Source organism: Sediminispirochaeta bajacaliforniensis DSM 16054 (genome assembly GCF_000378205.1).
GTDB classification, from domain to species: domain Bacteria; phylum Spirochaetota; class Spirochaetia; order DSM-16054; family Sediminispirochaetaceae; genus Sediminispirochaeta; species Sediminispirochaeta bajacaliforniensis.
In genome coordinates this window covers 1-1382 of sequence record NZ_KB899474.1, presented here as the reverse complement: position 1 = coordinate 1382, position 1382 = coordinate 1, and the positions used below count along the sequence as shown (strand labels likewise).

The 1382-nt window shown below is 34.4% G+C and carries 1 protein-coding gene; it reads right to left on the bottom strand.

Annotation, left to right across the window (positions count from 1 at the left end):
* Window positions 1–210: 210 nt before the first annotated feature.
* Complete coding sequence (locus F459_RS0121925; protein WP_020614777.1) at window positions 211–1275, bottom strand: hypothetical protein; 1065 nt, start codon at window positions 1273–1275, stop codon at window positions 211–213.
* Between the last annotated feature and the right edge of the window lie 107 nt (window positions 1276–1382).

Below are 1382 nucleotides of genomic sequence, written 5' to 3'. Positions count from 1 at the left end.
ATCGCGATTCCATATTCGTATTTATTTGACCATGTCCGTAGAACATTCAATTGAGCTGCGTGGCGTTCACTGGCATGTGTTTGTGCTCTTTCCTTTCTGAATTATACCATATCTTTCACAGATTAGAGCTTCCACTTTTCAATTCTGCCTCTTCTTTACCCAATCCCCAGCACAAACCATGACAGTAGCCACGTCTGCTCCAATTGCTGGTTATATGGTTTCCGATTCAACATAAGCTAATAATTTCAGTTTACTATCTAGTTCCCTGATTTTTTTAAAGTTTGTATATATTTGGTAAGCGTTATCTTCACGTTCATCTGCAGTATCTGATGCGTTTTCGGAATCATATGGTATGTAACAATCAACATCTCCACCTTTTTCAATGAAAGATATTAGTTTTTTAATCGATTTTTCTAAAGCCGTTCTTTTCTCCCCATCAGGTTGTACGATGTGTTCCTCAACAATTTGTATTACCAGTTGCTCAATTTCATTTTTCTTGATGGTTTCCGCTTCTTTTATTAGGTCTTGCTCTATCTTCTTATTTTGCAATTTTAAATTTTTTATTTCTTCAGATTTCTTCTTTATTTCTAGAACCTTATCTGCAATTTCAAGCACTCTCAAGATTACTTTGCTTACAATACCAGCCAATGGGATTGCAACACTCAAGGCTACAATAATTGAACCTTTTTCTGCACTAATAACGCGCACGGATTCAGGCGCCATATCGATTGACAGTGCTATTCCTCTAGATATATCATACCAATCATTAGCCCATTTTTTAAATTCTGAAACGTTAGTAATTGAGGCATGTTGCTTGAAATGCACTTTTAGAACGGCTTCATTATCAATATCGGGTCGATCCTTTTCTTTTATTATTCCATTCAAATTTGTTTCGATTTTCTTTAATCTATCGATACCCGAATTCAATCTCTGATGCAATGTTTGTATTTCTTTTAATGCTGAAGCAATATCTAATCCTTTTTTGTAGAAAATCTGATCAATTTCATTTGCAGCATTTTTCCCTATTGATTCATAACAGCCTATATTTTTTAATAGCTCAATTTGCTCAAAACTAAGGGAAAATATTTTTATTTTTTTCAAGCCTTCGATCAGAGCGTTTCTTTGTTTATCGAAAGGCTGTTGTGGTTGATCGTTTTGTGCATTTATATTATGTTCAATTACATTTATCAATTCCTGATATAATGAGGGAACCTTTTTTTCCACTACTTCGTATTTTATCCACGTAGTAACATCATACAGTTCGTACAAATTCACCTTATTCCCTCCTGATGTACAGTTCAGCACCTTATTAACAATTATCTAAGATCCCCATTTACAGTTTCGGTACATACTGAAACTCATGAATATCATACACCCGAAGA